A 25354-nucleotide genomic window follows, 5' to 3' on the forward strand; every position below is an offset into this window, starting at 1 on the left:
TCCTGTGTAAGAAGAATTACACAACACAATAGTGATAACAAATAGTTAAAAATAATTGATACTGGAGATCGTTCCTATGTTAAAGAAAATTGCATTAGCTGCATTGTTAGCCGCTGGTTCAACTGTAGCAATGGCTGATAATGATGTGGGGTGTGGTGTGGGTACACAAGTTTGGGCGGGTAAAAAAGGTGTTGCACCTAAAATTCTTGCTGCAACAACCAATGGTATCTTTACCAACCAGTTACTCGGTATTACCTTCGGTACTTTAGGCTGCCGTCAGGGTGGAACAGTCACAGCTCAAGTGGTGACATTTACCAATGAAAATGCTGAAGCTTTAGCGCGTGATATGGCTGTTGGTCAAGGCGAAAGCTTAAATGTTCTTGCTGAATTAATGCAAATTAAAGCCAATGATAAAGCACGTTTCTTTGCTGTATCTAAAGCCAATTTTGCAGAAATTTACTCAAGCAAAAATACAAATTCACTTCAAGTTCTAGATGCTTTACAAGGCGTGATGGCAAAAGATGCGGTGCTTAAAGCATATGTTTAATTTGCTGCATGATAAAACCCTGTCTTAATGGCAGGGTTTTCTTATCGCTATTTTCCTTATACTTAAAAATATTTGCTGCTGAATGAAATTAATTACTTTTGCGATAGCATCTTTGATGTGCCATTTTGCACATGCCTCGGTTGAATCTGATTTACAGCAATATTTAGACCTTGCTCAACAAAAACAATTAGACCAGCAAATCACATGGCAACGCTTGATGTATGCCGACCAAAAACAAAATAGTGAAGTCAGCTATGCAGGTTACTTTTATGCCAAAGATGGCAAAACGAATTTAAAAAGCGAATTACAAGCAGATATTAAAGCCTTATTTCTGGAAGCTACCGATAATCAATCGATACGGTGTAAATTTCCTGCACGAAGCCGTTGGTTGATGCAGCAGTTGAATATTGAGTCGACACAACTTCCTCCAGTCAATTGTACTGAGTTTGAGGAATGGATTAACCAGATCAAGCCGTATAAAGCTACCCTGATTTATGCCACTGACTTTATGGGCAATCCAAGTTCCATGTTTGGACATACTTTATTGCGTCTAGACCCTAAAGATCAGAAACAGCTTAATTTGGTCTCGTATGCAGTCAATTACGCTGCAACGGTGAAAGGGGATGATAACTGGTCTTATGCATGGAAAGGCTTAACTGGACAGTATCCTGGTGAATATTCATTGATGCCGTACTACCGTAAGGTCAAAGAATATGGCGATTTTGAAAGCCGTGATCTATGGGAATATGAGCTGAATTTAACTCCAGAAGAAACCCGCTTTCTGGTTGAGCATATCTGGGAAATGCAGCATGTGAGTTTTCCTTATTATTTCGTCAGCGATAACTGTGCTTACCGCTTGCTCGGCCTGATTGATCTGGTACGTCCGAATTTAAACTTAAAACAGCAGTTTAATTATGCTGCCATTCCAATTGAAACCTTGAAGGCTGTTGACCAACAAAATCTGGTTAAAGAAGTGGTTTACCGTCCTGCACTGGAAACCCAATTACTTGCTCAAGCCAAGCAGCATGGCACGCCTTTAGCTAAAGTTGCACATCAAGTTGCGTTTACTGAGATTAATCAAGCTGAACCTGTTTTAAAAAATTATAGTCCGTCTGAGCAGGCCAAAATTCTTGAAATGGCCTACGACGATTTATATCTGCAATATATTAGCCATCAGGTCGATGCAGATTTTGCTCAGCCACAATTACGCCAATTACTGGCTCAACGTAGCCAGATAGAAGTGCCTAAACAGCGTCAGGAACCAGCCCGACCGAAAAAGCAGCCTGTAGAAGGGCATCATGCGCGTAACTTGTCGGTAAATGTGGGTGAAGTACAAGGGCAGAAGTTTATTGAGTTGGGTCACCGTCAGGCTTATCATGATCTGATCGATCCCCAAGGCGGCTATCGTACCGGCACACAATTACTGTTTCTGGATGGCAGCCTGCAATATCGTGATGACAAGCTTAAACTCGAGCATTTAGATCTCTTATCTGTCAATTCATATAACCCGATTCAACCTTTTAAATCGCCGTTAACTTGGGGTTTTAATCTCGGCTGGAAACAGGAAGCCATTGAGAAAGGCCAGTTTAGCGAAGACCAACAACATGGCGTGATGAATCTGAATATGCAAGTGGGCTATAGTCTGGCGGATTATGATCGTCGACATTTGTGCTATGCCCAATTACAAAGTCATATTCAAGGTGGAAAGGACTTGGATAAAGGTTGGCGTGTTGGCGCTGGGCCTACAGTGGGGTGCATGAATGTATGGTCAGATAATATCAACAGCGTTGTACAGATAGAATTGCCGTATTGGCAAGATTTAAACCAGTGGAATCTAAGAGTGGGCACACAACTACAATATAGTTTAAGTGTAAATGATGCTGTGCGTTTGAATTGGGATTTCGAACAGCAAGATCATAAAGACTGGAATAAATTCGGCTTAGGATATGTACGGTTTTTTTAGAGAGGCCAAAGCTTTGATCAGTACAATTCACAGTGATCAGATTTCTATAATCACGTAATATTTTTTGACGGTTTCCACCACTTCAAATGTTCCCACAAATGCAGGTGGGATAATGCCTGCTTGCCCAGCAGTCACTTCAATAAAGGAATTGGTTTTTGCATCATGGATGCGGACAATGCCTTCAATGATCTGAAAGAATTCTTGCTTGTTATCAGCAAATTGAATATTCCATGCACCGACTTCACACTGCCAGATGCCACAGTCCATCTGCGGATGTTCATACAAGCTATAAGTGAGCCGTTCAGGATTACCCTGAACCAGACGATCTGGTCGAGGGTAATCAACGCTGGCTTCATTTTTTAAATGACCGAAACCTGCTAACTGAATGGATGACATATGCAGTACTCGTATTAATAGCTTTCTGGCACAGCGCTCAAGAACTCGCGACGCGTATCTTTATCTGTTTTAAAGTCACCGATAAAAGAAACCGTACGAGTGGTTGATTCTTGCTTACCCACACCACGCATCATCATGCACATATGTGCAGAGTCAATCACAACTGCAACACCACGAGCCTGAGTTACCTGAGCAACTGCTTCAGCAATCTGCTGTGTCAGGTTCTCTTGAACTTGAAGTCGACGCGCAAACATTTCAGTAATACGAGCAAATTTTGATAGGCCTAGTACCTGACCCTCAGGTAAATAAGCGATATGCACGCGGCCATAAAATGGCAATAAATGGTGTTCGCAAAGCGAATAAAACTCGATGTTTTTAACCAATACCATTTCATGGTTATCGGAAGGGAAGAGTGCGCTATTCGTAACTTCTTCAAGCGTTTTGCTATAACCAGAAGTTAAAAAAGAAAAAGCTTTCGCCGCACGCATCGGCGTATCTTGCAAGCCGGGGCGATTTAGGTCTTCGCCAACGGCAGTTAAGATATTTGCGTACGATTGCTGCATAGACATAACAATGTTCACTTAGGTGGGTTGAACAAAAACGGCAATTGTATCAGAAAACGATTAAAAATCTTAATTTTGATATAAATGCCGATTACTGTTTGAATTTAGGGTTCTTTTCAGCACGTTTAAGCAGGACTAAAACAGCGCCTGTGCCGCCCTGATTTTCAGGCGCGCTGACAAAAGCAAGTACATCACGATGCTGTCTCAGCCAGCCATTGACATAGGTTTTTAAAATCGCTTCTGGGCCTTTGCCATGCACGATCTTGATGACATTCTGGTTTTCTTCTTTTGCCATTTGAATGATTTGCAGAACCGCTGCACGTGCTTGCTCAACGGTACAACCATGTAGATCCACAGCCTCGAACCAGCGAATTTTACCGGCTTTTAAGTCTTCAAAGACTTTGTGCTGTAAGGTCGCGATGCGGTAGCTTAATGCCGCTTGACTAGCCACAGGATTTAAGATCGCTTGGGTATCTGAAATCTCTGTAAGCTCTTGCTCAGCTCCACCTTCTGCCGCTGCACGTTTTGCCAAGGTTTGGGCATCAACTTTTTTGCTACGCGTCACTTTGGTATCGGCAATATTTTGATTGTCGATTGGTTTGACCCCAAGTAGGGCTTTTTTAAAAAGTTCTGTATCTTCCAATTCTTCAGCAGCAGCTTGAGCCTTTTTCGATTCGGCTTGTTTTGCAATCGCGCTGGATTGAGGATTAGAGATTTGCTTTTTAAAGGCTTTCAGTAAATTAAACTGATCTTTAGAAAGCGATGAATCGTGTTTACTCATAATGTTAGAAAAATAGGCAAGATACGAGAGAGGTGTGAAATTATAGTCTGAATCTGTGATGATTTGAACTGTATTACGTTCAGGAGGCTATGGAGATTAGTTTTTTAGAGCGGATTGAAAATTAAAAATGCATTATTTTTAAGATGATGACTCACTTATAATTTTTATAATTCGAGATTGATTTAAACCTTTATTTTTAAAGCGATCGTATAGTTCAAAACAAATATGCTGATTTGCTTGGAGACGCGGTAAAGTGTGATCAAAATCAAAATAGCGAATATAACCAGATTGGTCCATGACAATTGCTAGCCGTTCGAAGTGTCCTCCTCGTTTTTGAATTTTTTTATATTGTTCGATTACACCACATGCTTGAGACGTCATTAAAGTCTGAGCAGGGGATGAATACATTGCAATGCCAATCAAAATGCAGCCAGGAATGATCGTTAAGTAGTAAAAAACTCTTGGGTCTTTAAAACTCTGAATTTTTTCGTGAAAAAACAAATGACTATAAATAGGGAAACCCACTAATAAGATTAACCCGATGAGTAATAAAAAATTATTCATATTGTTCCATCAATTTTATTCTTTATTCGGAACTTATTTTAGTTCTAGTATCATTTTAAAGGTTCAAGATAAAACCTTAGCTTGAACCTTACTGGCTTAGATTTGCTCAGGCTGACCAAACAATTCATTAAATGCCTGATCTGGGCGAGGTTGCTTCATAAAGCTTTCGCCGACCAAGAAAGTATGAATATCATTGGCTTGCATCATTTCTACATCAGCAGGTGTGGCGATACCACTTTCTGTCACCAAAACGCGAGAAGCAGGCAATAATTTCTTTAAACGCAATGAGGTATTTAAATCGACATCAAAGGTTTTAAGATTACGGTTGTTGACACCCAAAATGCATTGTTCAGAAAGTTTTAAAGCACGCTCTAATTCATATTCATCATGCACTTCAACTAACACATCCAACTGCTGCTCAAATGCCGTTTTCGACATTTCTTCAAGCTGTTGATCGGATAGGCAGGCCACGATTAGTAAAATACAATCTGCATGTAAAGCACGTGCTTCAATGACATTATAAGGATCAACCAAGAAGTCTTTACGTAAAGCTGGCAGGGAACAGTGATTACGTGCGATAGCAATATTTTCATCCGCGCCTTGGAAGAAATCCACATCCGTTAATACAGACAGGCAAGCAGCACCCGCTTGTTCATACTGTTGGGCAATTTCTGCTGGATTGAAATCTGCACGAATAATGCCTTTAGACGGAGATGCTTTTTTAATTTCAGCAATCACAGCTGGACGTTTATGTTGCAAAGCATTGGCAAAACCACGTACAGGTGAAGCCTCTTTTGCCCATTGTTCAACATCATGCAAGCTACGTTGTTTTAAACGTGCTGCAAGCTCCTCATGTTTGCGGTCAACAATTTTACCTAAAATGGTATTTTGAATATCGATCATGAGAAGTCCTTAGTCTGCCTGATATTGTTTCAATGTCTTGGTAAATTCAGCCAAGATACTCATTTTTTCGAGCGCTTGTCCGCCGTACAGAATATCCTGCGCCAGCTCAACAGCTTGTTTATAGGTTTTGGTAATGCCTGCTACATAAATCCCTGCAGCTGCATTCAGTGCAATCATATTTGCTGCTTTTTCGCCAATGTCGGATTTATTACGGCCTAGTGCATCTTTAATCAGTTTTAGGCTTTCTTCTGAACTATTCACCACTAAACCTGACAAGGTTTGAGATGGAATGCCGACATCATCTGGATTCAATGTCCATTCGGTAATTTCACCATCTTTGAGTTCAGCGACGGCAGTAGGTGCAGCCAGACTGATTTCGTCCAGACCATCTTTAGAATGCACAACCAGTACATGCTCGGCACCCAACTGTTTTAATACTTCAGCAATCGGACGGCAAAGTTCGTCTGAGAATACGCCAATCACAAAACGGTTCACGCCAGCAGGGTTGGTCAATGGTCCCAATAAGTTGAAAATACTGCGGATTCCCAATTCACGACGTGGGCCAATAGCGTATTTCATGGCTTTATGATGATTTGGCGCAAACAGGAAACCGACACCCATTTCACGGATGCAGCGTTCAGTTTGTTGCATATCCAGGTCAAGCTGAATCCCGATTTGCTCAAGTACATCAGAAGAACCTGATTTACTGGATACACCGCGGTTACCATGTTTGGCAATAGTTGCACCCGCAGCGGCAATCACAAAGCTAGAAGCGGTTGAAACATTAAACAGATTTTGGCCGTCACCCCCTGTACCCACGATATCGACAAGATGCGGAATATCACTGACATCAATCTTGATGGCAAACTCACGCATAATGCGTGCCGCAGCGGTGATCTCATCAATACTTTCACCTTTCATGCGTAAGCCCATCATCAGTGCACCAATCTGCGCTTCCGTTGCTTCGCCTTGCATGATGCTGCGCATCACATCTTCCATTTGAGGCTGGGTAAGATGAATGTTCTTGGTAATGTGATTAAGGGCCTGTTGGATATTCATAGTCATGAGTTACAGCATCAATGATTAAAATTTTGAGTGAGGTCAGTTGTCTGAGTAGATGGTTTGGCTTTTTGTGATCCATGATTCACTAGCTGCGAGCTATGTTATCAGAAAATAAACAAAGTTTTTTGTTGTTCGGTCATAGTTTTAAAAATTTTGCTGCTTCTCTGATATGGTATTTTTGAATAGCTCGATTTATTTCTGGAAAAAGGTTTTAATTTATTCTGAGTTTTTATGATAAGGAATTAACCTTTTGGTATATCTTAATCATACATATCCCTAGAAAAAATGAGTATAAATCAACTAAATAAAAGTGGATATATTAGGTCGGTCTTCATTTTATTCATCCATAAATATGTACCTAAATTACTTGAAATATCTTGGGGCTGCTAAAAATAAAGGTTGTTTTGTTTTTGTCTTTATTGCATGCCTTCATCCATTAGAAAGTTATGCTGAGACCCATGTAGAACAGCCACAAAGCAAGGCAACATCGGATAAAGTGGTGCGTGTAGCAGTCACAGGTTCACGTATTTCCAAAGCTCAAAAAGATGGTCCAACCAGTGTAACCGTGATTACCGCAGCGGATATCGAAAAGCAGGGCTTTAGCAATGCCTTCGATGCATTAAATAACCTGACCCAAAATACAGGCTTTGTGCAAGGAGCTGACTATGGCAATACCTTTACGCCTGCCGCCAATGCAATTAGTTTACGAGGTTTAGGACCGAATCATACTCTGACCTTAATCAATGGACATCGGGTGGCTGATTATCCTGTGCCATATGATGGTTCTGTGAATTTTGTCAATTTAGCCAATATCCCAACCGCAATTATTGATCGAATCGAAATATTAAACGGTGGTGCTTCCGCGATTTATGGTTCAGATGCGATCGCAGGTGTAGTGAATATTATTCTGAAAAAGAAAACCGACGGGACCCAATTTAATATCAAGGCAGGTGGAACCAAAGAAGGTGGGGAGAACCTACGTTTACAACTGAGTGGCAGTAAAACACTGGATAAGTTAAATCTGGTGTATGGACTTGAGCTGAGTGGGCGTGAACCGATTTGGGCAGCGGATCGTGACTTTATGACGAGCCGAACACGTTTGGGGGAAAAGCCAGACACGATCGTTGGGCGTAAAAATGCCAAGACAGGACAATATCTCTCAATCGGTGGTTGTGATGCATTTGATGGCTTATTTAAAGGATCAGTCCAGAATATAGGAAAAACAGGTGCAGATAACTGTGCCAGTGGATTAGCACGACCGACCTATTGGACGGTTCAAACCAAGAATCGCAGCCAAAATGGCTATCTCGGTTTGGATTATGAGTTGGATGAAAAAACACAATTTTTCGCAGATGTTTTGATTGGTGCCAATCAAATTGAAAATAATACCCGTGGCCCGATATGGACATCCTTAGGTGCAAGTAGCGGCTATTTTCTTAATCAAGACACAGGAAATTATGAAATCTGGACACGACGTTTTGCGCCAGAAGAATTAGGGGATGTTGAGCAAGCCAATAAAAAATGGAAAGAGCTCTCTACAAATTTAAATTTTGGTATTCGTGGTGATATTGGAGACAGCAGCTGGCGTTATGAAGCTGCCTATAATGGCTCGATTTATACCAGTCAATTACGCAAACAAGGTCTGGTACGCTCGAATGTTGATGCATATTTCTTAGGCCAGCAATTGGGGACAGATCAGGATGGTATTCCGATTTATTCACCGAATCTGGATCGTTTAAGTCGACCACTGACAGCCAGTGAATTTAGAGCTATTTCGGGTACGACAGAAGAAAAAGACAAGTCTTGGGCACAGAGCTTAACTTTAAGTACCAATGGTGATGTGTTTGAACTCCCAGCAGGAACGGCCAAGCTGGCTGCTGTGGCAGAAATTGGGCGTCAAGGTTTTAAAATCAAACCAGATAAGGCGGTAGAAAATGGTGACTTCTATAATGCGACTTCTAGTGGTGAATATGGTGGGGCGCGTACACGCCAAGCACTGGGTACGGAATTATTCTTACCGTTAGCAAAGCCATTAAATTTAACGCTGTCTGGACGTTATGACCGCTATGCTTTGTCAGATAACAGTATTGATAAATTCACGTTTGGTTCAGGACTTGAGTTTAGGCCACATCCAACCTTATTGGTTCGAGGTAACTACGCGACTAGTTTCCGCGCACCAGATATGAATTATCTGTTTTTAAATAAACAAAAAGGTTATTTCCCAAGTACCACCGATTATTTACGTTGCAGTCAGACTGGACAAGCTTTAGATAAATGTAGTTTTAAAGATTATTCACCAGGGGCAAACTACACCTTAACGGGCAACAAGGATTTAAAGCCAGAAGAGGGTAAATCTTATGGTGCAGGTTTTGTTTGGTCACCAAGTAATAAGTTTGATATTTCCGTCGATTATTGGGATATCAAAATTGATAATCTGGTAACCAATTTAAGTGAAGATAAAATTTTACGTCAAGAAGCTGCTTGTCGTTTGGGTGCACAAGATATCAACTCGGCACAATGTATTGATGCTTTAGCGCGTGTAGAACGGAATCCTGCAAATGCAGTGGTTGATCCAAATGTGATTAAGAATATTAATATTGTGCCGATCAATGCCGCTTCAGATCATACTCGCGGGATTGATTTCACCAGCAAATGGCGCTGGAAAACAGAAAATCTGGGTAATTTCCTGTGGACGGTGAATTATAGCCGCGTGCTTGAACGTGAATATCAACAATCTAAAGACGGCGAGAAAGATAATTATCTTAAAGACTTAACCATTCCAGATTGGAGAGACCGTTTCAATACCAGCCTCAGTTGGAATCGAGGTGATTGGGCATCGACAGTTCTGGTGAATCGCTATGGCAAGATTCCAAACGGGAATCAAACGGCTTACTTAAGCCCGACCTATTTGGTCAATTGGAGCGGAACCTATCAAATTTCGCCAAAAGCCTCTGCATCAATTATTGTGAATAACCTGTTTGACAAAGTAAAACGTGATGACACAGGCGGATGGCCATATTATCCAGTAGGATCATATTCACCATTCGGCCGTCAGGGCTGGCTGGAGTTTAATTATAAATTCTAACAATGATGTGTGGATGCAGCGAAGTGGTACACCATTTGCTGCGTCTTTTTATTTTAAAAACTACAGAGGACAGATCTCCTATGTTGGTCAAACCTTCATTAAAAAAACGATTGCTACTTACGACATTAATTTCTTTATCCGCAACACAGATTTTTGCATCAAATAGCAAAGAACAAATTCCAATTGGAAAATTACCTGAATGGGTTGTGCCTGAATCTTATGATTTAGACTTTAAAATTGATCCTGCTCAAAAAGGGTATACGGGCAAAACCACCATTCATTTAAAACTCACCCAAGCGACCGACCATCTGTGGATTCATGGCAAATCCTTGTCGGTAAAAGAGGCGAGTATTAGCTCCGTAAATGGACAGAAAACCAAAGCCAAATATGAACAGGCTTCAGAAGTTGATGGTGTGAGTGTGATTAAATTTGCCAAGACCTTAGCTGCTGGGCAATATCGTTTAGTACTGGATTTTAATGCAGATTATGATCAGCAACTTGATGGTATTTATAAAATTGAGTTTGAAGGTAAACCTTATGTCATGACTCAAATGGAAGCCATTAGTGCCCGTCAATCATTTCCATCTTTCGATGAACCACGTTTTAAAACGCCGTTTAATATTCGTCTGACCATTCCGGAGAAATATTCAGGTTTTGCCAATACCAATCAGACATCGGAGCAGACCGACCAGTCAGGTTGGAAGACTTTAAGTTTTGCACAGACTAAACCATTACCAACTTATTTGCTTGCGCTGGCAGTTGGGCCTTGGCAATTACAGAAAGGGCCAGATATTGCTGCAACACAATGGCGCAAAGATGCCATTCAACTGCGCGGGATTGCACCAGATGGTAAGGCTGCAAAAATGCAGCATGCTTTATCGGAAACCCCTGCAATTTTAAAAACACTAGAAGATTATTTCGCTTTTGGCTATCCCTTCGACAAATTAGACCTACTTGCTGCACCAGACTTTGCTGCGGGTGCAATGGAAAATCCCGGATTGATTACCTTTAGAGATTATTTGATGCTGCTAGACAAAGATTCACCTGTGTCATTTGTACAGGGCTCTTTTAATGTCAATGCACATGAATTGGCGCATCAATGGTTTGGCGATGTGGTAACGATGCCGTGGTGGGATGACTTGTGGTTGAATGAATCTTTTGCCACTTGGATGCAAAGTAAAATCACCCAACAATTGCACCCTGAATTCAATGCTGATCTAGAGCGAGTCGTAGATACAGCAGGTGCAATGAAAAGCGATAGCTTGGTGAGTGTACGCCGTATCCGCCAGCCAATTTTAAGTAATGCCGATATTCAAACTGCTTTTGATGGTATTACCTATCAAAAAGGCGCGGCTGTTTTAAATATGTTTGAAAGTTATTTAGGTGAGGAAAAATTCAAACAAGGCGTACGGAATTATATTAACAAGCATCAATATGGTAGTGCCACCGCCAATGATTTAATCAGTTCCCTTGCAGAACAGTCTGGTCAGGCTGAGCGTTTTAGCAAAGCGGTAAAAAGTTTTATTGATCAACCGGGCGTACCTTTGCTAAATACCTCATTGCAGCAACAAGGTAATAAAGTCTTTTTAAATGTGAAACAAACTCGCTATCTACCAGTCGGTTCAAAAGGGGATGCCAATAGCCTTTGGGGCGTACCATTATGTGTACGCTATGAAGTTCCAAATGCGGTAAGCAAAGTCCAATGTGAACTGATTGATCAAGCCGAAGCCAAAATTGAACTCAAAGGTGCAACGATCAAGAGTTGGTATATTCCAAATGCAGATGCAGCAGGCTATTACCAATTTAGTTTACCCCAACAGGAACTTGCTCGTCTGACAGCAGCAACAGCAAAACTCTCCAATACTGAACAATTGGCCTATGCTTATGCGATTTCGGCAGCATTTAATCATGGTGATATTAATTTGTTGGCGGTGGTAGATGTTGCGAAGAAGTTTGCTCACTCGAATAGCCGCCAAATCAGTACTGCATTATTTCAGCAGCTTAGCGCCATACAACGTCATGTGTTGAAGACCGAGGCAGAACGTGAACACTTGAGAAAGGTTTTGGCGAATTTGTATTTACCAAAATTGAATCAGCTGGGCTATACCAGTAAAGCAGGTGAATCTGCTGAGGATAGCTTATGGCGTAGTGAGTTGGCGCAGTTCCTTGCACTGGATATTCAGGTACCAGAAGTTCGTCAAAAACTCTTAAAGCAATCGGATGTTTTATTTGAACAGACGCAACTGAACTTTGCCCAACTTACACCAGAATTATTACCTACGATTCTGGCAGTACGGGTTCAAGAAAAAGGACAGCCTGTATTTGATCGTTTAGCAGGGGAGTTACAACGCATTACTCAACCGACACAACGTCTGGCAATTCTATCGGCTTTAGGCTCAGCCAATCAGGCAGATACACGTCAGCAGGCTCGCCAGCTCGTTCTTGATCCGCGTGTAAAGGTGGGGGAAGTACGTACGGTGATCAATGCCATCAATAACTATAGCGGTGAGCAAGGTGGATTGTGGTCATGGTTTAAAATAAATCATGATGCAGTATTTGATCGTTTAGGGAAGTCTTCTGCGGGACGTTTCCCTGCATTGTTTAGTGGCGCTGCATGTACCCAACAGGAAGCGACACAGTTGAATAATTTCTTCGCACCGAGAACCAAAGAACTGGTCGGGGTCGAACGGGGCTTAAATCAAACCAAAGAACGGATCCAACTGTGTGAGTCTTTAGTTGCAAAACAAAATGGCTCCATCGTGCAACAATTGAAGTTGTAATTTACCAGTCATAAAAAAAGCCAACATTGTTGTTGGCTTTTTTTATTTTAATACGATTTAAGCATCATTATCGGGTTGAGGATCTCTTACTCCCAATAATTGACTGGTTGCTGTGCCAGCGGTCATTGAACCATTTACATTTAATGCGGTACGTCCCATATCAATCAAAGGTTCGATTGAAATCAGTAAAGCCACCAAAGTAATTGGTAAGCCCATCGCAGGGAGCACGATTAAGGCAGCGAATGTCGCACCACCACCTACACCAGCAACACCGATTGAACTAAGCGTTACGATGACAACCAGTTGCGCAATCCATAATGGATCCATCGGGTTGATACCAACGGTTGGGGCAACCATGACAGCAAGCATTGCAGGATATAAACCTGCACAACCATTTTGACCAATCGTTGCACCAAATGAAGCGGAAAAGCTGGCAATTCCTTCAGGTACACCCAATTGCTTGGTTTGTGCTTCAATATTCAGTGGAATACTGGCTGCACTTGAGCGACTAATAAAAGCAAAGCTCAAGACTGGGAAGACTTTCTTGAAAAAGTCGACTGGATTGATGCGTACAAACACTAAAATCAAGGCATGGACCAGGAACATAATCGCAAGGCCGAGATATGAAGCAACAAGGAATTCGCCCAATTTTACGATATCGGCAAGATTGGCTGTTGCGACCATTTTGGCCATTAAGGCCAGTACACCATAAGGTGTAAATTGCATTACCAAACGAACCAGACTAATTACGAGCGCTTGTAATGCTTCAATACCATGCTTGATTCTTTCGCCATTTACAGGGTCTTTATCCATCAGCTTTAAAGCCGCAACACCTAAAAATGCAGCGAAAATCACCACACTGATAATGGCAGTAGGACGAATACCTGTTAAATCAGCAAATGGATTTTGAGGAAGTAGAGAAAGCAGAAGTTTTGGTATATCTAGATCGGTGACTTGCCCAATATATTGACTTTGAATCGCAGCTAAACGAGCAGCTTCTTGGGTACCTTGTACCAGACCTTCGGCGGTTAAACCAAATAGGTTAGTCACGGTGGCACCCACCAGCGCGGCAATCGCCGTGGTTGCTAACAGGATACCAATCACTAAGACACTGATTTTTCCAAGCGATGTTGTCTGATGTAATTTCACCACGGCACTGACGATTGAAACGAAAATCAGCGGCATGATCACCATTTGTAATAGCTGGATATAACCATTACCTACAAGGTTGAACCATGCGACAGAGTGTTCAATGATCTGACCATCACCATATATGGTTTTAAGTGCCAGACCGTAGATGATACCCACCACCATACCGATCAGAACTTTTTTTGAAAGGCTCCAATCTTTTCGGTAGGAAAAGAACAATCCTGCCATGAGCAGGACAAAAACAATAATATTCAATAAAACCAAGATATTCACTATAGGTTGTCCTGATTGATATTTCAGGGAGTGCTAAAAATAATGGCGTAGATTCTACCATCCAGCAGCCCTGAAACTTAATCATTCCTATGACTATAGTTAATCTAAAAAAGTAAAAAGGACGCTGTTCAATCCGAAATCCTATCGCACCTTTACTTTTTCTATTCTGTGAAAAGTGGATTAATTATTGAAAAAGAATGATTTGTTTTAAAGTAATAGATCGTCTTTTAATTTTAAAGCTTAAAAAATAATCAGTTTGTATGAGTTGTATATTGTTTTTATATGTTCAAAATAAAAACAGCCTATTGGATGGCAACAGGCTGTATTAATACTGAAATTAAAAAGTCAGTTTTGGTTTAAGCATAAAGCTCTAGGAAGTTTTTAAAAATTTGATGCCCATGCTCACTCAAAATTGATTCAGGGTGAAACTGAACACCTTCAACTGGAAGGGTTTTATGTTTAACACCCATAATTTCCTCAATCGTGCCATCAGCCTGATTGGTCCAGCAGGTTAGTTCTAGACATTCTGGTAATGTTTCTTGCTCAATCACCAGTGAATGATAACGTGTCGCTGCAAATGGAGAAGGGAGATTGCTAAAAATCCCTTTATCTGTGTGATGCATATCGGATAAGCGACCATGCATTACGGTTTTTGCGCGAATAATATTTCCACCGAATGCCTGTCCAATTGCTTGATGACCTAAGCACACGCCCAATAAAGGAATTTTTCCTGCAAAGTGATTGATCGCTGGAATAGAAATTCCTGCTTCACTTGGAGAACATGGCCCCGGTCCAATCACTAAATATTTTGGCTGCCATCGTTCAATATCCTCTAATGAGACTTGATCATTGCGAACTACTTTTACTTCCTGATTTAACTCGCCAAAATACTGGACGATGTTGTAGGTAAAAGAGTCGTAATTGTCGATCATTAGAAGCATTTTTAGCTAAACCTCTTGATATTTAATGTATTTTTAAATAGTGCTGTTTTGAATACCCGTTTGGTTACCCATTTTGAAATTAATGCCCAATTTATTGAACAAAAATAAAGCCGCTATCTAAGCGGCTAATATAACAAAAAATGAAGTGACCAGTTTAACTATTTCATTCATTACAACTTTGCAGGAAAAAGCTTTAATGGGTATCCAAGTACTTTGAAAATAGGGATGAAAACAATCAAGGCAGAATAGGCTTTTCTTTAGAAATAAAAAACGATTCTGCCTCAGTCATGGAAGAAGATTAAATCTTACGGGTGTTATAAATCAGCCAGTCTAAAACCTCTCCAGAGAGATATTCAGCCAACCTTTCTTGAACGGTCTGATGGTAGTGATTTAACCAGTCTTTCTCTTCATTGCTTAGCATATCAACAACGATACAATCTAAATGAATTGGGCAAAGTGTGAGTGTTTCAAACTCTAGAAATTCACCGTAGGTTTTTTCAAAACCACCGTGCAGCTGGTTTGCAACCAGATTCTCGATGCGAATGCCGTATTTACCTTCATGATATAGCCCCGGTTCATTGGAGATAATCATTCCCTCACGCAATTTGCTATAGGCATGTATCGGCGCGTAATAAGAAAGTACTTGCGGCCCTTCATGAACGTTAAGCGCAAAACCTACGCCGTGACCTGTGCCATGACGGTAATCTAAACCCTGTTGCCATAAAGTATGACGACAAATTGAATCGAGTAAAGGTGCAGCTAAACCTTCTGGGTAAATGGTTTTTGCTAAAGCAATATGACATTTTAAAACCAGCGTATAGTCACGTTTGTGTTGTTGTGTTGGTGTCCCAACGGGAACAACACGAGTAATATCCGTTGTTCCATCTACGTACTGTCCGCCAGAGTCAATCAGTAATAAACCATCACCTTCGATCAATGAATAGTGTTCTTGAGTAGCACGGTAGTGGGGTAATGCACCATTGGCATTAAAGCCAGCAATCGTTGAAAAACTTGGGCCTATAAATCCATCTTGTTGAGCTCGAAAGGCAGTAATTTTCTCATCAATGGTTAGTTCAGAAATGTTCTCTTGATGATGAAGTGCTTGTTCTAGCCAGTGGAAGAAATGACAAAGGGCAACTCCATCTTTAAGCATGGCATGACGGATATGTGCAATTTCACTTTCATGCTTGCGTGATTTAAAAAGTGTACTTGGGTTGATGTCGTATACAACCTGAATATCATTTGCGATAGCTTGTTGGTGATCAATCGATACTTTGGCTGGATCTAGCAGTACAGACGCATCAGAAATATTCGCTAAAAATCTAGCGGTATCTTGATAGTTACGAATCTCAATACCATCAGCTTTGAACGCTTCTTGTGTGGTGAGGTCTACCTTATTGCGATCAACAAATAAAACAGTCTGTTGAGAACTGATATATAGGTGTGAAAGGAATACAGGGTTGTACTCTACATCTTGTCCTCGTGCATTTAACACCCATGCAATATCATCTAAAGATGAAATGAAATGGCCTTCAATCGCCTTACTGTTTAAAGTTTCTCGTATTGCCTGAATTTTTTCTTTACGAGATAGAGCATTTAAGCCTTCAGGCATTAAATGGATATTTTTTGAAGGAAGTTCTGGACGATTAGACCAGATCAAGCCGATTAAATCTTGCTGTGTTTCAAGCTTAAAGTCGTGTTGTTTTACCGTATTTTCCAATGCCTTAAACTGCTGGATTGAAAGCGTTTGTCCATTAACTGAAATGACCGAGCCAGATTTTAGATTTTTCTCCATCCAGGCCAGATGTGTCGAAGATTCATCACTGGTCAATTTTTGTAATTGGAAGCCAGTTCCAGCGAGTTGTTGTTCGGCTTGTACCCAATAACGCCCATCAGCCCAGAGTCCGGCAAAGTTTTGGGTTACAACTAGGGTACCGACAGAGCCACTAAAACCGCTTAACCATTGCCTCGCTTTCCAATAGTCTGGTAAATACTCTGACATATGTGGATCTGCACTCATGACGACCAGAGCATCAACGTGTTGATGGATCATGAGTTCACGAAGTTTCACTAGTTTTTCTGGAACAGTTAAGTCGTTCATATCGTTTCCAAATCAGGTTGAACTTTGCTGGTGCTTTTGCCCATTAATTTGTTCATTGGTTTCTTTAATAAAAATAACACGATTGCGCCAATAACTAAGGCCAATACGCAGCGCATAAATAGGGTGGGTAAATTTTCGATAGCATCTGCCGCGACTTGTCCACCAATCAAACCTGCCATGAGGTTGCCTAAAGCTGAACCCGTGAACCATAGTCCCATAATTTGTCCACGAATGACATCTGGAGCAAGTTTGGTCATGGTCGATAAACCGATCGGGCTTAGGCACAGCTCTCCTAAAGTGAGTAGCAATAAAGCACCGACTAACCACAATGGTGAAACCAGACCATCGCTAATGGCAAAATGGCTAGCCAGTGACATCAGTAAAAATCCGCTTGCTGCCAGTAAAAGTGCAATAATAAATTTTGAGATATAACTAGGGTCTTTGTTCGATTTGCCTAGTCTTGACCACAGCCATGCAGCAATTGGAGCAAAAATAATAATAAAGAGGGCATTAATCGACTGGAACCATACGGTTGGAATCTCAAAACCTAAAACATTGCGGTTGGTATAATCCTGAGCAAATAAATTAAATGAAGTTGGCTTTTGCTCAAAAGCGGACCAAAAAAGGGCAGAAGTGATCAATAGAACAAAACAAATGATAATTTTAAATTTGTCATTTTGATCTAAATTGAGGAAAAGCAGTAAATACGCAAAATAGGCAATAATTCCTATACCAATCCCTACAGTTAAGTAGGTCGCGACAGCGACAGGGTTGATGTGAATGATGCCAAAGAACGTTAATGCAATAACAACTGTAACCGCGAATAAGAAGCTAAATACAATTTTAGGTGCATTTTTATTTTCTACGACAGGTTTGCTACAGCTGTTGGTTTCTTGACGTAACTTGTTAAAATTTTCGAGTTGGGGAATTGCCATAAAACGGAAAATTAATAAAGCAATGAGCATCCCAAGGCCACCAATACCAAAGCCTAAATGCCAGCCATGATCTCTTACTAAAAGCCCTGTAATAAGCGGGGCAATAAATGACCCCATATTAATTCCCATATAGAAAATGGAAAAGCCTGCATCACGTCTTGCATCTTGAGCTTTATATAAAGTTCCAACAATCACCGAAATACATGTTTTAAATAGTCCAGAACCTAAAACAATAAGTACTAAACCAAAGTAAAAGAAAGACTGATCAAAAACAGGTGTAAGCGCAATTGAGAGATGACCTAAGGCAATAATAAGAGAGCCATACCAGACAGCACGTGCTTGACCTAACCAATTATCTGCAATCCATCCACCAAAAACGGTCATTAAATACATGGAACCTGCAAACAATCCCACAATCGCTGCGGCAGTGGGTCGATCAAGTCCCAGACCACCGTCATTGACCATGGCAATCATATAAAGGATCAGTAAAGGTCGGATACCATAATAGGAAAATCTTTCCCAAAGCTCGGTGAAAAAAAGCGTTTGTAAAGGCTTGGGATGGCCAAAAAAAGCTTTATCCGATCGTTCAAAGTCATATTTCATTAATCAAATCCTTGAATGATTTTAAGTTTTTATAAACATAACTTTGAGTTTGTTTATTAATAATAAAAATTTATGTATACGATTTTTAGTTTTTTTTAATTGTAAAAGCAAGTTTGGCCTGTATAAAAAAAGTGAATGAAAAAGAACATGAATAGTAAAATTTGTTTTCCGTCCGATAATCACAGCTCTACGCGAACGGGTTTGAGTTGCTGCTCAAACAACTGTTAAATCGTGCATCTCGTGAAAAATTCATAGAAATGAAAAATATTAATTAGATTTTAAATAAAGAATATCGTCTATGGATGAATAGGTTAAGCAACAAATTTTATTTGTTGAAATAAACCAAAACATTCATTGAACAAAAGGCTGTAAAAGATGCGATTATTTTTCGTGTTATCCGATAAGAATCTCAGCATTCTATATAAGAAAGTATTATGATCATGAGCGATTGTTTGAAATTGATGCAGTGTGTTATATCAGTGCAACAATTTTGCACCAAATTGGGGCGATAGTGAGCTATTTAAATATGCCATAATTTGAAAATGTGTGAATATGGTGCATTTACACAAGCAAACAGTATAATGAGTTCAAGACAAGGAGCCTAAATCATGATTACTTATAAGTAATTCAATGTTTTAGGTATGCTTTAAAATTGTTGGTATGATAATTGCTAATTATACATCAACACCTAACACGCACTTAACAAGTGCATAAAAATTTCATTGGAGCAAATGAGCATGGCGAACAAGGTCCTTCAACTCATCAAAGAAAGTGGCGCAAAATGGGTCGATTTTCGCTTTACTGATACTAAGGGTAAAGAACAGCACGTAACTTACCCAGCTGATACCATTGATGAAGATACATTCGAAGACGGTAAAATGTTTGATGGTTCTTCAATTGCTGGCTGGAAAGGCATTGAAGCGTCTGACATGATCTTACGTCCAGATGCTGAAACTGGTTTCCTTGACCCGTTCTTTGCTGAACCGACTGTTGTTGTGACTTGTGACGTTATCGAGCCATCAACTGGTCAAGGTTACGAGCGTGACCCACGTTCAATTGCTCGTCGTGCTGAAGAATACTTAAAATCTACAGGTATCGGTGATACTGCATTCTTTGGTCCAGAACCAGAATTCTTCGTTTTCGACGAAGTGAAATGGGACATCGACATGTCTGGCGCGCGCCACACATTGATCGCTGAAGAAGCAGCTTGGTCGACTGGTAAAGACTATGAAGCTGGTAACTCTGGTCACCGTCCACGTGTGAAAGGTGGCTACTTCCCAGTTCCTCCTGTTGATTCTTCACAAGATATGCGTGCTGATATGTGTGCAAAAATCGAAGACATCATGGGCCCAGGTCGTGTAGAAGTACATCACCACGAAGTTGCATCTTGCCAGTTAGAAATTGGTGTAAGCTTCAATACTTTAGTTCGTAAAGCTGACGAAGTACAACAGTTCAAATATGCAGTTTGGAACGTTGCTCACCAATATGCAAAAACAGCAACCTTTATGCCTAAACCAATGGTAGGTGATAACGGTTCTGGTATGCACGTTCACATGTCAATCTCTAAAGATGGCAAGAACTTGTTTGCTGGTGATGAATATGCTGGTTTATCAGAAATGGCATTGTTCTTCATTGGTGGTGTGATCAAGCATGCTCGTGCATTGAATGCGATTACAAACCCTTCTACAAACTCGTATAAGCGTTTGGTTCCACATTTTGAAGCGCCAATTATGCTTGCTTACTCAGCACGTAACCGTTCTGCTTCGATTCGTATTCCTTATGTTTCTAGCCCGAAAGGCAAGCGTATTGAAGCACGTTTCCCAGATCCAATGATGAACCCGTACTTAGGTTTCGCGGCATTGTTGATGGCTGGTCTTGATGGTATCCAAAACAAGATCCACCCAGGTGAAGCTGCTGATAAAAACTTATATGATCTTCCTCCTGAAGAAGAAGCAAAAATCCCAACTGTTGCTCACAGCTTGGATATGGCACTTGAAGCACTTCAAAATGACCATGAGTTCCTGTTAAAAGGTGGCGTGTTCACTAAAGAAATGCTTGATGCATATATCGAACTTAAAACTGAAGATGTACGTCGTCTTAACACGACGACTCACCCAGTTGAATTTGATATGTACTACAGCCTGTAATACATCCCTGATTCAGAAAAGCTCGCTTCGGCGAGCTTTTTTATGTTTTTGATTCGGTTGAAAGTCATACTCTTTTTTGAAAAAAAATCATGTACACTAATCGCGATGTTTTTAGTGAGCCAAGCATGCGAAATTTACGACCAAACAGAATAAAAGGAAAAGAGCTTCCTACAGTATTAAAAAAATGGTTGTACGCATCAGGGTCATTGACCCAACAGTTAACTGATTTAGGACAAGGTCAATTTCATGTTGAACGCATTAAAGAACATTATCAGCGCCTGACTTTGAATGACAGTCAGTGGATGAAAATGCCAGCACAGCATGTGGCATGGGTTCGAGAAACCAATCTTTATGGCAGCGAAGAGCAGGCTTGGGTAAAAGCAAAAAGTATTTTTCCAATTTTAAGCTTGCAAAAAAAGGCGAGATTATTTCAGCATATTGGTAATAAACCGATTGGCTGGTTTCTGTTTCAGAGAACCAGTCCAGCTTGCGAGAGACGCGTCATTTATCTTGAAGAGGGATGGACACGTCAGAGTTGCTATACTTGGCATGGTTGTAAGTTTATTGTGCAGGAAACGTTTTTACCCGCATTTGAACAGTTTATTCAACAGCATTGACGCCTAAGGATTATCATGGAAACAGTGCAACACACGACTTGGCGACAACGTTTAGAAGCCTATTATTACCTTTGTCGTTTTGATAAGCCGATTGGCACAGAATTAGTATTTTGGCCAACCATGTGGGCGTTATGGATTGCATCCAAAGGAATTCCAGATATCAAAATCCTGTTTATTATGATTTTGGGTGTTATTTTTATGCGTGCCGCTGGTTGTGCGATTAATGATTTTGCTGACCGTAAAGTAGATGCGCATGTTGAGCGAACCAAAACACGTCCTTTAGCAACAGGAATTATTCGTGCTAGAGAAGCTGTTTTTGTGTTTCTGGTCTTGGTGTTAGCAAGTGCTGCCTTGTTATTTTTTCTGCCGATTGAATCATTTTACTGGTCTTTTGGGGCATTGTTCTTAGCGTTTATTTATCCTTTTATGAAGCGCTATACCAATTTACCGCAAGTATTTTTAGGTGCAGCATTCTCGTGGTCAATTCCAATGGCGTATACGGCTGTTGGGCAAACGCCTGACTTAACCTGCTGGCTGCTTTATTTTGGTAATTTGGCGTGGACAGTGGCCTACGATACCCAATATGCAATTACAGATCGTGAATATGATCTAAAAATTGGGGTGAAATCGACTGCTATTTTATTTGGTCGTTATGATATCCAGATAATTGGTCTGCTTCAGGTCATGAGCCTGATCTTGATCGGCAGTGCCTTGTATTTGGAAAATCTTTTATTGCCCTTTGGCTTGATTGCATTGTGCGTGGTCGCGGGTGATTTTATTTATCAGGCGATAAAAACCAAAGATCGTGATCCACAAATCTGTTTTTGGGCATTCCGTCACAATCGCTGGGTAGGGATGATTATTTTTATCGGAATTTTTTTAGAATTAATAGCTTAATCTGACTATCTAGTTGAAAAGTGTCCTATGCAGGGCACTTTTTTTATGCCTTAATAAGGTGGCATGTAGTTTCATGCACAAAAATAACACAAGCATTAAAAGGATATTTTATGAAACGGTCTAAGATCGTATTGGCAATGACGTTCTCAATTTCTGCATTATTTTTAACTGCATGTAATGACAATGATGATCGTTATACGGGTAGTGATTCAAATAAAACTTACCTATTCGAAAGCAATTATGCCATTGATACAGTAAATAATGCTTCATCTATTAAAGTCATGACCTATAACATGGCGAATGTACAAGGTAAAACCGCTACTGCGACAGCAATGGTGTTATTTCCGAAAGTAGCTCAACCTAAAGATGGTTATCGCGTCGTGGTTTGGGAGCATGGAACAGTTGGTGTGGGGGATGATTGTGCACCAAGTAAAAATCTAATTAATCCACGTTTTAAAATCCTTGCTGATACTTTATTAGCGGCAGGTTATGTCATTGTTGCGCCTGACTATGAAGGTTTAGGTACACCAGGGGTTCATCCTTATCTGAACTTAGCCAGCGAAGCAAAATCTGCGATTGCTGCGGTACGAGCTGCAAAAGACCATTACGGGTCGCAATTGAAAGGAGACTGGATGTCGATTGGTCAATCTCAAGGTGGTCATGCTTCATTAGGTACTGCTGAGTTTGCTAATACTGATACAAGTTATAAAGGTGCTGTAGCGGGCGCGCCAGCCTCTAGCTTAGGAACAATTATTCAGATTTATATTGACCCTCAATTCAATCTGGATGCCAATGGAAAACCTAAAGGGGTGAATAAATTAGATGAAAACTTGCAGCAAGTGCGTTATGCGGTAGCTAATAAGTTATTAACTCCAGAACAAGGTCAGGCAAAAATTGAGGAAATTGCAGATGGTTATGCAGAGTTGCTAGCATATGCTGCATTAGCAAGTGCGGGTATTAAGGCACAATCTCCTAACTATGATTTGAAGACGATTTTTACCTCGGGAGCGGCTGACATTGCAGAATTGGCTCATGGTCGTACAGGGGATGACGGTGCATGTTTAAGTTACCCTGCTCCTAATAGTGCAAATGGATTACAAGAGAAATTTAAAGCAGGGATTTTAGAGTTTTTAGTGGATCCTACGCATCAAATTGCACAGTATGGGATAGATCTAAATAAATTTAAAAATGACCCTGTTGTGCAAAGCTTTTTAGAATCAACTCAACCAGCGACGAATGCGACAGCAGCAAAAGTGATAAAAACTCCTGTATTTATGATTCAAGGTGAGAAGGATCAGGCTGTATTGCCAGTGGTTACACAAGGCTTATGGGCAAATATGAAAGCCAATGCTTTGAAGTTTTTCCCGCAAGCAGCTTACGATAAAGGCTATAAATTAACGATTGTACCTAATGCGACACATACACAAGCAATTGTATGTGAAAATGCAAATGCAGTAGACTTTATTCAGGCCAATATGTCAGCGGGTACGGGTGTTGTTTTGACTGATACCCAGAAAGATGCCAGCCAAAGTCCGCACTGTACAGGTAAGTTCTAAATTTAGTTTTTATTTCGATCTAAATGTCAAAAAAGAGTCTCTTTATCGAGGCTCTTTTTTGTTATATTGTTGCACTTGTTAAAATTGATGTCGTTTGAGTTTAAATCGCTTATGAGCCAGCAGCCTGTTGAAAAAAAATCAGTTCCTTGGTTATTAATGGGTTTGGGATTATTGATTCCAATTTTTATTGTAGGGATGGCTTTTCTGGCAGCTAAAAGTGATGCGCAAACCAAGAAGAAATATGATCAGCAACATGCTGAAATTGCCAAAAAATTTGAACAGCAAAAAAGTGCCGATCAAGCAGAAAAAACTGAATAATCTCCTTAGCAGTGCTGCGTTATCGAATATCCATCTGTAACTGTTTTATCGATGGAATCTGAGTATAACGTTGCACTTGATAGCCTGCTTCTTGCAGCATTTGATCGCGTTTCTGATCTTCTAATTCCTTACCAATATGGCTTGGGTCATCTAACTCGATAATCGCGAGTACCTTCATCTCTTTATCCAAAACTACAAAGTCTGTGACCTTGCGATTGAACTTACTGCGAATTTTGTAGTGATGACTGGTAATGAGTGCGCTAAACGCCACTTGTGCCAGAACATGGTGTTGTGGGAAGGCTTGCTGCAAACGGATAAACATTCGAGATTCAAATGAAGTAATCACAGGGCGAGCAAAAAATTCTTGTTTGCTAAAGAAAGGGCGCAGGCAGCTAAAAAGAAGTATAGCTGTGCTTAGAAAGCCGATAATCAGAAAGATGAGATGATTTGATTCAAACATATATTTAACAGGGTGCAAATAAAAAACCCACTCAATAAGAGTGGGTTTTTTAGAATCTTGGCTCTCCCACCTGGGCTCGAACCAGGGACCTGCGGATTAACAGTCCGTCGCTCTACCGACTGAGCTATGGGAGAATCTGGAACGAATTTTAGGGGGTAAATGCAGGCCCGTCAAGTAAAATGAGTATGAATAATAATCGCTTAACTAAAATATTGGGTATTAACGTGCAACTTGGTTACATTGTGTCAATTCAGACGATTTAGCATTCCAGATTGCACCCGCCGAGTTTTTATAATAACTAATCTTACCAATACGTAACACGAGGCTTTGACAAGAGTCTAGAGATAGGGCATTTCCCCAAGGGCCAGACATCGTACAAACTTTTCCATTACACTTCCAGACCACATTGGGGCCATTTTCAATTGGCACAGTCACGGTTCCTTTATAAGAAGAACCTGCATACCAAGTGGTTTGGGCGGCCATGACTGGGCTGGATAGGAATATTAAACAGAATATAAATTTTTTCATTATGTGCTTTCCCTAACATTGTTATTCAATTTGATTTTATATTAAAAATAGCATAATGGATAAAATATATACGATTATCTGAAATGAGAAGAACAGATACATTGTAATGATAAGAATAGAACAGAATTTTATGCTTATAAAATAAAAAGCCCATATCAATGATATGGGCTTTTTAGAATCTTGGC

The 25354-nt window shown here is 40.5% G+C and carries 20 protein-coding genes, 1 tRNA gene and 1 pseudogene; 9 read left to right on the plus strand and 13 right to left on the minus strand.

All coding sequences use genetic code 11. The features are described from left to right. The first annotated feature begins 76 nt into the window (after positions 1-76). Both A9Z07_RS12260 and A9Z07_RS12265 read left to right on the plus strand, forming a co-directional pair. A complete protein-coding gene (locus tag A9Z07_RS12260; protein ID WP_004773725.1) occupies positions 77-547 on the plus strand; it encodes a DUF3015 family protein in 471 nt (156 codons plus the stop codon). A gap of 82 nt (positions 548-629) precedes the next feature. Beyond that, positions 630-2510, plus strand: coding sequence for a DUF4105 domain-containing protein (locus tag A9Z07_RS12265; protein ID WP_069578954.1), 1881 nt, complete (start codon positions 630-632; stop codon positions 2508-2510). A 36-nt stretch (positions 2511-2546) separates the two neighbouring features. On the opposite strand, the gene A9Z07_RS12270 is transcribed toward A9Z07_RS12265, so the two are convergent. From A9Z07_RS12270 to trpD, 6 genes are all read right to left on the minus strand, one after another. After that, on the minus strand, positions 2547-2906 hold the full coding sequence (locus tag A9Z07_RS12270) for a cupin domain-containing protein (protein ID WP_069578955.1): 360 nt from the start codon (positions 2904-2906) through the stop codon (positions 2547-2549). A gap of 14 nt (positions 2907-2920) precedes the next feature. Next, positions 2921-3469, minus strand: a complete 549-nt coding sequence (gene folE, locus A9Z07_RS12275; RefSeq protein ID WP_171062185.1) for a GTP cyclohydrolase I FolE — start codon at positions 3467-3469, stop codon at positions 2921-2923. 91 nt (positions 3470-3560) lie between these two features. After that, positions 3561-4250 carry a Smr/MutS family protein gene (locus A9Z07_RS12280; RefSeq protein ID WP_005258830.1) on the minus strand — a complete coding sequence of 230 codons (690 nt, stop codon included), beginning with the start codon at positions 4248-4250 and terminating at the stop codon, positions 3561-3563. A 138-nt stretch (positions 4251-4388) separates the two neighbouring features. Continuing rightward, complete coding sequence (locus A9Z07_RS12285; protein WP_069578957.1) at positions 4389-4814, minus strand: hypothetical protein; 426 nt, start codon at positions 4812-4814, stop codon at positions 4389-4391. A 96-nt stretch (positions 4815-4910) separates the two neighbouring features. Then, the gene (gene trpC / locus A9Z07_RS12290; RefSeq protein WP_069578958.1) at positions 4911-5717 is read right to left on the minus strand and encodes an indole-3-glycerol phosphate synthase TrpC; all 807 of its coding nucleotides are present in this window, start codon (positions 5715-5717) and stop codon (positions 4911-4913) included. 9 nt (positions 5718-5726) lie between these two features. Continuing rightward, the gene (trpD, locus tag A9Z07_RS12295; protein ID WP_069578973.1) at positions 5727-6776 is read right to left on the minus strand and encodes an anthranilate phosphoribosyltransferase; all 1050 of its coding nucleotides are present in this window, start codon (positions 6774-6776) and stop codon (positions 5727-5729) included. A gap of 355 nt (positions 6777-7131) precedes the next feature. Between trpD and A9Z07_RS12300 the strand changes: the two genes are divergently transcribed. After that, positions 7132-9864 (plus strand): TonB-dependent receptor, encoded by a 2733-nt coding sequence (locus A9Z07_RS12300; protein WP_069578960.1) that lies wholly within the window; start codon positions 7132-7134, stop codon positions 9862-9864. A gap of 7 nt (positions 9865-9871) precedes the next feature. Continuing rightward, positions 9872-12644, plus strand: a pseudogene (locus A9Z07_RS12305) (M1 family metallopeptidase). A 57-nt stretch (positions 12645-12701) separates the two neighbouring features. Here the strand turns inward: A9Z07_RS12305 and A9Z07_RS12310 are convergent. From A9Z07_RS12310 to A9Z07_RS12325, 4 genes are all read right to left on the minus strand, one after another. Continuing rightward, positions 12702-14066, minus strand: a complete 1365-nt coding sequence (locus A9Z07_RS12310) for an L-cystine transporter (RefSeq protein WP_069578962.1) — start codon at positions 14064-14066, stop codon at positions 12702-12704. 356 nt (positions 14067-14422) lie between these two features. Beyond that, positions 14423-15007 (minus strand): anthranilate synthase component II, encoded by a 585-nt coding sequence (locus A9Z07_RS12315; RefSeq protein ID WP_004773708.1) that lies wholly within the window; start codon positions 15005-15007, stop codon positions 14423-14425. A 298-nt stretch (positions 15008-15305) separates the two neighbouring features. Continuing rightward, positions 15306-17108, minus strand: a complete 1803-nt coding sequence (locus A9Z07_RS12320) for an aminopeptidase P family protein (protein WP_069578963.1) — start codon at positions 17106-17108, stop codon at positions 15306-15308. Then, positions 17105-18646: a peptide MFS transporter gene (locus A9Z07_RS12325; RefSeq protein WP_069578965.1), complete on the minus strand. Its 1542-nt coding sequence runs from the start codon at positions 18644-18646 to the stop codon at positions 17105-17107. Before A9Z07_RS12325 ends, A9Z07_RS12320 begins: the two co-directional genes overlap by 4 nt. A 731-nt stretch (positions 18647-19377) precedes the next feature. Here A9Z07_RS12325 and glnA point away from each other — a divergent pair. The 5 genes from glnA (at position 19378) to A9Z07_RS12350 (ending at position 24181) form a co-directional block, all read left to right on the plus strand. After that, complete coding sequence (glnA, locus tag A9Z07_RS12330) at positions 19378-20793, plus strand: type I glutamate--ammonia ligase (protein WP_171067993.1); 1416 nt, start codon at positions 19378-19380, stop codon at positions 20791-20793. Positions 20794-20918: 125 nt separating this feature from the next. Then, positions 20919-21410 carry a chorismate--pyruvate lyase family protein gene (locus A9Z07_RS12335; protein WP_004773704.1) on the plus strand — a complete coding sequence of 164 codons (492 nt, stop codon included), beginning with the start codon at positions 20919-20921 and terminating at the stop codon, positions 21408-21410. Between the two features lie 15 nt (positions 21411-21425). After that, positions 21426-22307, plus strand: a complete 882-nt coding sequence (gene ubiA / locus A9Z07_RS12340) for a 4-hydroxybenzoate octaprenyltransferase (RefSeq protein WP_069578967.1) — start codon at positions 21426-21428, stop codon at positions 22305-22307. Between the two features lie 110 nt (positions 22308-22417). Beyond that, entirely contained in the window at positions 22418-23863 is a 1446-nt protein-coding gene (locus A9Z07_RS12345) for a lipase family protein (RefSeq protein WP_069578969.1), read from the plus strand. A 111-nt stretch (positions 23864-23974) separates the two neighbouring features. Then, positions 23975-24181, plus strand: a complete 207-nt coding sequence (locus A9Z07_RS12350) for a hypothetical protein (protein WP_004773701.1) — start codon at positions 23975-23977, stop codon at positions 24179-24181. Between the two features lie 19 nt (positions 24182-24200). Here the strand turns inward: A9Z07_RS12350 and A9Z07_RS12355 are convergent, their stop codons facing one another. From A9Z07_RS12355 to A9Z07_RS12365, 3 genes are all read right to left on the minus strand, one after another. Next, complete coding sequence (locus A9Z07_RS12355; protein ID WP_032810818.1) at positions 24201-24641, minus strand: DUF2726 domain-containing protein; 441 nt, start codon at positions 24639-24641, stop codon at positions 24201-24203. A gap of 58 nt (positions 24642-24699) precedes the next feature. Beyond that, a tRNA-Asn gene (locus A9Z07_RS12360) sits at positions 24700-24775 on the minus strand. A gap of 85 nt (positions 24776-24860) precedes the next feature. Further along, positions 24861-25169 (minus strand): hypothetical protein, encoded by a 309-nt coding sequence (locus tag A9Z07_RS12365; protein ID WP_004773697.1) that lies wholly within the window; start codon positions 25167-25169, stop codon positions 24861-24863. Positions 25170-25354: the final 185 nt, after the last annotated feature.

The sequence above is a fragment of the Acinetobacter sp. YK3 genome (genome assembly GCF_001729365.1).
GTDB classification, from domain to species: domain Bacteria; phylum Pseudomonadota; class Gammaproteobacteria; order Pseudomonadales; family Moraxellaceae; genus Acinetobacter; species Acinetobacter vivianii.

What these genes read in the sequence shown, in the direction of transcription:
- A9Z07_RS12260 (WP_004773725.1), top strand. Translation starts at nt 77, where the DNA reads ATGTTAAAGAAAATTGCATTAGCTGCATTGTTAGCCGCTGGTTCAACT.
- A9Z07_RS12265 (WP_069578954.1), top strand. Translation starts at nt 630, where the DNA reads ATGAAATTAATTACTTTTGCGATAGCATCTTTGATGTGCCATTTTGCA.
- A9Z07_RS12270 (WP_069578955.1), bottom strand. Translation starts at nt 2,906, where the DNA reads ATGTCATCCATTCAGTTAGCAGGTTTCGGTCATTTAAAAAATGAAGCC.
- folE (WP_171062185.1), bottom strand. Translation starts at nt 3,469, where the DNA reads ATGCAGCAATCGTACGCAAATATCTTAACTGCCGTTGGCGAAGACCTA.
- A9Z07_RS12280 (WP_005258830.1), bottom strand. Translation starts at nt 4,250, where the DNA reads ATGAGTAAACACGATTCATCGCTTTCTAAAGATCAGTTTAATTTACTG.
- A9Z07_RS12285 (WP_069578957.1), bottom strand. Translation starts at nt 4,814, where the DNA reads ATGAATAATTTTTTATTACTCATCGGGTTAATCTTATTAGTGGGTTTC.
- trpC (WP_069578958.1), bottom strand. Translation starts at nt 5,717, where the DNA reads ATGATCGATATTCAAAATACCATTTTAGGTAAAATTGTTGACCGCAAA.
- trpD (WP_069578973.1), bottom strand. Translation starts at nt 6,776, where the DNA reads ATGAATATCCAACAGGCCCTTAATCACATTACCAAGAACATTCATCTT.
- A9Z07_RS12300 (WP_069578960.1), top strand. Translation starts at nt 7,132, where the DNA reads ATGTACCTAAATTACTTGAAATATCTTGGGGCTGCTAAAAATAAAGGT.
- A9Z07_RS12315 (WP_004773708.1), bottom strand. Translation starts at nt 15,007, where the DNA reads ATGCTTCTAATGATCGACAATTACGACTCTTTTACCTACAACATCGTC.
- A9Z07_RS12320 (WP_069578963.1), bottom strand. Translation starts at nt 17,108, where the DNA reads ATGAACGACTTAACTGTTCCAGAAAAACTAGTGAAACTTCGTGAACTC.
- A9Z07_RS12325 (WP_069578965.1), bottom strand. Translation starts at nt 18,646, where the DNA reads ATGAAATATGACTTTGAACGATCGGATAAAGCTTTTTTTGGCCATCCC.
- glnA (WP_171067993.1), top strand. Translation starts at nt 19,378, where the DNA reads ATGAGCATGGCGAACAAGGTCCTTCAACTCATCAAAGAAAGTGGCGCA.
- A9Z07_RS12335 (WP_004773704.1), top strand. Translation starts at nt 20,919, where the DNA reads ATGCGAAATTTACGACCAAACAGAATAAAAGGAAAAGAGCTTCCTACA.
- ubiA (WP_069578967.1), top strand. Translation starts at nt 21,426, where the DNA reads ATGGAAACAGTGCAACACACGACTTGGCGACAACGTTTAGAAGCCTAT.
- A9Z07_RS12345 (WP_069578969.1), top strand. Translation starts at nt 22,418, where the DNA reads ATGAAACGGTCTAAGATCGTATTGGCAATGACGTTCTCAATTTCTGCA.
- A9Z07_RS12350 (WP_004773701.1), top strand. Translation starts at nt 23,975, where the DNA reads ATGAGCCAGCAGCCTGTTGAAAAAAAATCAGTTCCTTGGTTATTAATG.
- A9Z07_RS12355 (WP_032810818.1), bottom strand. Translation starts at nt 24,641, where the DNA reads ATGTTTGAATCAAATCATCTCATCTTTCTGATTATCGGCTTTCTAAGC.
- A9Z07_RS12365 (WP_004773697.1), bottom strand. Translation starts at nt 25,169, where the DNA reads ATGAAAAAATTTATATTCTGTTTAATATTCCTATCCAGCCCAGTCATG.